We start from the raw sequence: 6,271 nt of genomic DNA on the forward strand, positions 1-6,271 counted from the left end.
GACGTGACCCGTACGACTCTCTCGCGCGCGGCCCTCGCGGCGACGGCCGCGCTGCTGCTCGGCGCCTGCTCCGCCACGGCTGAGCCGACCGCCGCGACCGGGCCCGTGCCGGGGCCGCCCGCCACGGTGGCACCCGCCCGGGTGACCCGCGCCCTGCCCGACGATCCGGCGCTCCTGGTGCTCCCCGCGACCGGGGCCGAGTCCCGCTGGACCCAGGGCCTGGACGTCTTCAGACAGCAGGTGGCACGCTCCGTCGCCGCCGACTGCGCCCGCGAGGCCGGAACCGGGCTGCCGCAGGAGCCACCGCTCGCCTTCATCTCGTACGCCGAACTGCCCGACCTCGTCTACCTCGGCCGGCACGGCTTCGGCCACGGCACCGAGGTGCCCGTACCCGCGGCCGGTTCGACTCCGGGGCGGACGGGCAGCGACGCCGAGATCCGGCGCTGCCGCGCGCGCGGTGAGGCCGCGGGCGAGAAGGTACGGGAGGTCTATCTGCCGTTGCAGCGGCGGTGGTTCGGCGAACTCTCGGCCTCCCGGCGCGACCCCGCAGCCGTACGGGCCCTGCGCACCCTGCCCGGCTGCCTCGCCGGCAAGGGCTACCGGGCCCGCGACGAGGACGCGTTCTTCGCCCTCGTGGACCGGACCATGATGAACGCGAGCACGGCGGACTACGCCCGCCAGGACCGCGCCCTCGGCAGCGCGTACGCCACCTGCATGCGTCCGGTCGAAGCCGCCCGCGAACCACTCCGGCGAACCCTGCGCCGACACTTCCTCGACACACACGCCGAGGAGGTCCGCGACTTGCGCACCACGCTGGTCCCGGCCCTGCGCGACGCGGAGCGGACGTACGGAGTACGGCTGATGTTCCCGACGCCTTGACCGGGACCGTCGGCCCCGGCTCTCAGGCGACCTCGATGCTGAGTTGGAAGCCCAGCTCCGCGAAACCCAGAGCGCCGGCAACGCGCCGGGAGGCTGGCGTGCGCGCACGCCACTGCGGCAACAGCCCTTCGGCGAGGGCCTGAGCGACAGCCGCCGTACCCGTCACCCGGGCCAGCCCTCGCCCGCGTGAGTCCGGCGCGGTCAGGACGCTGACATGCGCCGTCTGCCTCGGCCAGGCCCGGTATCCCGCGGCGGCAACCACGCGACCCTGCTCACGGACCACGAACGCGAGCGACGTGACCTCATCCAGAGAGGCCTCACCGGCGTCGCCCTCACCGGCCGCTTGCTCCAAGGCACGCAGGTCCGGATGAGCGGCAGGCAGTTGTTCCACCGTCAACGCACCAGCTTCCGCCGGCCGAAAATTCGCCGGGGACACATAGGCGAGCGCCGCGGGCCCGAGCACCCGGCCTACCGGAAGGGCCTCCTGGACCAGTACGCCATCCACGACGGCCTCCACCGGCAGGTTCCCCAGTGCGTCACGAACGACCCGTGCGACACCGTCGGTCGGCGCGGTCACGATCGCTGAGCCGCCCAGAACGACCACTCCGACCCAGCCGCGCGGACACAGCCTGGACCGCGGGGAGACGACCACGTCCACACTGCCCGGTCGCGGGCCGAACGACACCGGAACCTGGGCCAGGTCTTCCCAGAGTCCACGGGCCCGCACCACCAACGGATCGACCGGCATGTCCCCGATCCTGTCAGCCCGTGCGGGGCGCCCACCGCATCCGTGGTCGGTCGATCAGGTTCCAGCGGCGAGTACCAGATGAGAACGGGACACCTGCGGGAGCGAGATGCCCGCGAGGGCCACCGGGGCCATCGCCCGTGCGGGCTGCGGCCGGGAGGACTTGCTGAGTTCTGTCCGCTCGGGGTCACCCGTGAAGACGAACAGCCGAAGTAGCAGGAACCGCCCGACCCCCGCGAGCCCGGAGGCCCCGAGGTAGACGATCTGCTCGGTGAGTGCCCCGGGTGACGACTGCACCAGGTGCAGGACGAGTATCGCGAGCGAGGTCACCGCGTACGCGGCCGTCGCCGAGCCCGCCGACTGCCAGTGCCGCCGCCACCCGGCCCGCCGGCCGGTCCCGAAGGTGAACAGCGCATGCAGCTCGGTGCACAGAACGGTCGACGCGACGGTGATCACCGCGTTCGCCACCACCCACGGCACCACCCCGGCCAGCAGCGCCACCGCGCCACTGGCGAGAACCCCGACACCCCCACCGCACACCACGAACCGCACGAAGGAGACGAACGCCCCGGGAGCGGCCACGCCCGTTGCTTCGGTGTTCGTGATGCTGCTCATGCTGCTTCCGTTCTGCTCGCTCCACCCGGATAACAGTCGTAAGGCTACGAGTGTTAGGTATTCAATTCAAGGGGGACCGAGCGTGAGGTTTCATCTGTAAGGTGACGGGTGGGGGGCCGGTCGAAAGGTGTGCTCCTAGGCGTCCTTGTCCGGCTGGTCGTCGTAGGTGATCACGATCGGCGCGTTCGCCTCCGCTCGTGCGCGGTCCGACGCCGTCGCGATCTCCTCGTAGGTCCACTCCTTGTACAGGCGCTTCCCGTGGGCGTCGGTGATGTCGATGACCAGCCCGGTCCATTCCTCGGCGGGCTCTTCCGGGACCAGTCCCAGCTCGTACACGGCCTTTTGGAGGAGGGATTCGGTGACGCGTACGCCGGTCAGTCTCTCGGTCAGAGCGAAGGCCGCCGCCTTGCGGTCGACGTCCGGAGCGCTCTCGTCGTGCTCTCCCTCGGGCGTCAGAGGGAAGCCCACTTCCCGCAGCATGGGGACCAGTTCGTCCGGGGTGCTGCCGTCGCGCGACGAAGGGCCCTCGAACGTCGTACGGAGCTCACCGTCCTCGTACCAGTGGACGAGGTGGATGGGTTTGCCGCCGTTGGTCGAGTGCGCCACGATTCGGCCGCCCTTCGACAGCGTCTCCACGCTCGGGGCCGTCAACCCCAGGCCACCGTCGAAGCCGAGGACGAGTGTCCAGTCACCGTGCTCGCCCGGAGTGTTGAAGGCACCCGCGACGTAGGACTCGTCCCAGTAGTCGTAGCCCAACTCGGCGCGGTGGGCGTCGTCCGCCGCGATCAGTCCGGCCGTGCCCTCCCCGGTGCCGCGCGGTTCCGCCTCCATCGCGCGCAGCACCTCGCGCGGCGTCCGCCCTCGTACCAGCGTGAGGGTGTATCCGCTCTCCATCATGTGCCGAAAGAGCGGCGAGGTGCGGATCCAGGCGTAGTCGTGCGCGGTCACCGAGTTCATACGGCGCAGTGTGCCTGACGCCACTGACAATCCCACTCGTGCCGCTGAGAGGCCGGCTTCCGCAACCGTCACCCATGCCTCGCGACCTTCGAGAGGACGCCGACGCCGATCGGCACCGTGCTGAACTCCCTTGAGCAACAGGGGAGTTCAGCGTCACACCTGTCCCCTCGGTTACGAATCCATGACATTGGGACGTACAACTGGGGTGGCCCGGCTGGAGTCGTACCCACCGAACGCGGCCTTCCGCGTACCGAACCGACCGACTCGAAAGGCTCACGTATGTCCCGAGCACACCGCCGGACCCGTACCGCGCTCACCGCACACCTGGCAGCCGCGGTGCTGCTCGCCGGAGGATTCGGTGCCATGGTCCTCACCGGGGGCCCGGCGCTCGCGGCCACCGGGTCCGCGGACACGCAGGACGACTTCAACGGCGACGGATACGCCGACCTGGTCGTGTCGGCTCCGGACGCCACGATCTCCAGCAAGGCCAAGGCGGGCTACGTGGCCGTCACGTACGGCTCCGCCAATGGGATCTCCGCCGCCAACAAGAAGCTCATCAGCCGCTCCACCAGCGGTGTTCCCGGCTCCGCCACCGCGAACCAGCGCTTCGGGACCAACTTCACCAAGGGCGACCTGGACGGCGACGGCTTCAGCGACCTGGTGATCTCGGGCGGCAGTCCCGGCTCCGTCATCCTGTGGGGCTCCGCCTCCGGACTCACCGGTGGCACGGCCATACCTGGGTACGGGCAGTCCCCCACGACCGGCGACTTCGACGGCGACGGCAAGACGGACCTCGCCCTGTTCTCCTACCTGACCGGCGCGGGCGACGACCCGTCGAGCGGTGACGCCACCGTGTGGAAGGGCCCGCTCACGCGTGCCGGACAGCCCACCGCCACCCTGCCGCTGCTGGACAAGGCCGACTGGTGGGGCTACGACGTCAACGACGCGTCCTGCGCCACGGCCACCAGCGGCTGCCAGGAGGACGGCGACTCGATCAGCGGGCCCATCGGCTCCACCCGGACCGGCGACATCAACGGTGACGGCAAGGACGACATCGTCGCCTGGAGGTACGCGGGTGACGGCCAGTGGGGCAACCGTCTGTTCCTCGGCGGCGGCAGCACGGGTTTCACCAGAGGCTGGGTCCCCTCGGACGGCACGGCGACCGGGACGGGCACCGGCGTCGGGGACGTGAACAACGACGGGTTCGACGACGTCGTGGTGGGCAACTACTGGAGCGGCGACAGGGCGCAGCTCGCGTTCGGATCGGCCACCGGCCTGTCCGAGGACCGCGTCCAGACCTTCGACCAGGACCTGCCCGGCTTCCCCGGTGTCGAGGAGGAGGGCGACGGGCTGGGCACCTCGGCCTCGATCGGGGACGTCAACGGTGACGGCTTCGGCGACATCGCGCTCGGCATCGCGGGCGAGGACATCGGCGACATCACCGACGCCGGGTCCGTCGCCCTGGTCCCCGGCAGCGCCTCCGGTGTCACGGGCGCCGGTACGCAGACCTTCCACCAGGACACCGCCGGGGTACCCGGAGTCGCCGAGAACGGCGACGAGTTCGGTGTGAGCAGCGCGCTGCTGGACGTCGACGGTGACGGCCACGCCGACCTCGCGGCCGGTTCCCAGGCCGAGAACAGCTGGAACGGCGCGGTCTGGGTGCTGCGCGGCACGGCGACCGGTCTCACGGCCACGTCGTCCCTCGCGTTCGGCGCCGGCGACCTCTCGGCTCCCGCCACTGGCGCCCGCTTCGGCGCGCTCCTGCGCTGAGCGACCCGATCGGGCGACAGGGGTTCGGTGGGGCGGCCCGGTGCCGCCCCACCGTCATGTCCGGCCGGGGCAAGCCGGCTACGGCCGAGGCGCACGGGCCGCCTCACCGCCCCGGTCCGGGTGCGTCGGCGGATCTGCTCCGCGCAGAGGGAGCGCGTCGGGCGGTGAGTACGGGCTGGTAGTACCCGCCGTCAGCCGGACTGTGCCAGGTGATGTCGGTGAAGCCGGCTTCCGTCACGAACTCTGTCACCTGCCGGGTCGTCAGTGCCCAGTAGGTGCTCCGGCGGACTCGGACCCGCCAGGTGCCGTCGGCGGGAGTGAGCTGGAAGTACTCCAGGTCGTAGCGCTCGCCGTCCTCGTGCCAGTGCCACAGCTGGAAGGTGATCACTTGGCCGTCGCGGGTCTCCGAGACCTGCGGAGATGTCGCCGTGGGTCTGCTCCGGCGTGACTCCTCGTAGGCCCGGACAGTGATCAGCAACAGTCCGTCGTCCCGCAGTACCCGTCCCATGCCGAGGAGCGCCGCCCGGACGTCCTGCCCGGAGAGCAGGTGGGGGAGCGAGTTGTCCGCGCAGAGGACGACGTCGAATGACGCGTCCTTGAAGGGCAGCTGGCGCATGTCGGCCGCGGCGGTCGGAAGCCGGCGGCCCCGGACCGACGCTTCGGCGGCGGCGCGTGCGGCGGCGACCGGACTCAGGTCGCTGCCGACGACCTGGTGCCCGGCCCGGGCCAGCCCGATGGCCTGGGTGCCGATCCCGCACGAGCAGTCCAGGACGGTGTGAGGTCCCGCGCCGAGAGAGGTGCGGATGAGCCCGTCCAGTACGTCGGCCTGGTAGGCCATGCTCGCGTCCCAGTCCCGGAACATCAGGTGGTAGTCGCCGGCCAACTCGTCGTAGAACTTCCGCACGGAGAACCCTGACACGTATCCCACCGTAGTCCGTGCCCACCAGGGAGGACGGGGGCCGTTCAGGCAGGGGTTGCCGGGCTCCGCGCGCCCCACCGGACAGCGGTGGCCAAAGGCCCCTGGTCAGCGGGTGTCGATTTGCCCTGGAGCGCACTCGAAGGTGTTCGCTGGAGTCCTGGAGCCGGAGGGCCCGCACTGCCACGCGCAACGGCATGACGGCGCGGGCCCGGCCGACGAGTTTCCTGAGGAGGATGCCATGACGCAGAAGATCTGGTTCATCACCGGTGCCTCACGCGGATTCGGGCGCGAGTGGGCGGTCGCCGCGCTGGAGCGCGGCGCCGCCCGGGCCCCGCCGGCCCCCCCCCCGGCCCAACCCCACGCCCCGGGGGCCGCCAAACCGGTGC

At 71.2% G+C, this 6,271-nt stretch carries 6 protein-coding genes; 2 read left to right on the top strand and 4 right to left on the bottom strand.

Going from position 1 to position 6,271, the window contains the following annotated elements:
• The coding region (locus ACFWGJ_RS40615; RefSeq protein ID WP_387333986.1) for a hypothetical protein at positions 1-879 on the top strand (879 nt) is incomplete at its 5' end.
• Between the two features lie 22 nt (positions 880-901).
• Here ACFWGJ_RS40615 and ACFWGJ_RS40620 read toward each other — a convergent pair.
• The 3 genes from ACFWGJ_RS40620 to ACFWGJ_RS40630 form a co-directional block, all read right to left on the bottom strand.
• Positions 902-1,627 (bottom strand): GNAT family N-acetyltransferase, encoded by a 726-nt coding sequence (locus tag ACFWGJ_RS40620; RefSeq protein WP_387333988.1) that lies wholly within the window; start codon positions 1,625-1,627, stop codon positions 902-904.
• A gap of 54 nt (positions 1,628-1,681) precedes the next feature.
• Positions 1,682-2,239, bottom strand: coding sequence for a hypothetical protein (locus ACFWGJ_RS40625; RefSeq protein WP_387333990.1), 558 nt, complete (start codon positions 2,237-2,239; stop codon positions 1,682-1,684).
• A gap of 135 nt (positions 2,240-2,374) precedes the next feature.
• Positions 2,375-3,196, bottom strand: coding sequence for a DUF6461 domain-containing protein (locus tag ACFWGJ_RS40630; protein WP_387333991.1), 822 nt, complete (start codon positions 3,194-3,196; stop codon positions 2,375-2,377).
• A gap of 279 nt (positions 3,197-3,475) precedes the next feature.
• Between ACFWGJ_RS40630 and ACFWGJ_RS40635 the strand changes: the two genes are divergently transcribed.
• Positions 3,476-4,966, top strand: a complete 1,491-nt coding sequence (locus ACFWGJ_RS40635) for an FG-GAP and VCBS repeat-containing protein (protein WP_387333992.1) — start codon at positions 3,476-3,478, stop codon at positions 4,964-4,966.
• A gap of 103 nt (positions 4,967-5,069) precedes the next feature.
• On the opposite strand, the gene ACFWGJ_RS40640 is transcribed toward ACFWGJ_RS40635, so the two are convergent.
• Entirely contained in the window at positions 5,070-5,885 is an 816-nt protein-coding gene (locus tag ACFWGJ_RS40640) for a class I SAM-dependent methyltransferase (protein ID WP_387333993.1), read from the bottom strand.
• Positions 5,886-6,271 lie beyond the last annotated feature (386 nt).

The sequence above is a fragment of the Streptomyces sp. NPDC060205 genome (assembly GCF_042728395.1).
GTDB lineage: Bacteria > Actinomycetota > Actinomycetes > Streptomycetales > Streptomycetaceae > Streptomyces.

What these genes read in the sequence shown, in the direction of transcription:
- ACFWGJ_RS40620 (WP_387333988.1), bottom strand. Translation starts at nt 1,627, where the DNA reads ATGCCGGTCGATCCGTTGGTGGTGCGGGCCCGTGGACTCTGGGAAGAC.
- ACFWGJ_RS40625 (WP_387333990.1), bottom strand. Translation starts at nt 2,239, where the DNA reads ATGAGCAGCATCACGAACACCGAAGCAACGGGCGTGGCCGCTCCCGGG.
- ACFWGJ_RS40630 (WP_387333991.1), bottom strand. Translation starts at nt 3,196, where the DNA reads ATGAACTCGGTGACCGCGCACGACTACGCCTGGATCCGCACCTCGCCG.
- ACFWGJ_RS40635 (WP_387333992.1), top strand. Translation starts at nt 3,476, where the DNA reads ATGTCCCGAGCACACCGCCGGACCCGTACCGCGCTCACCGCACACCTG.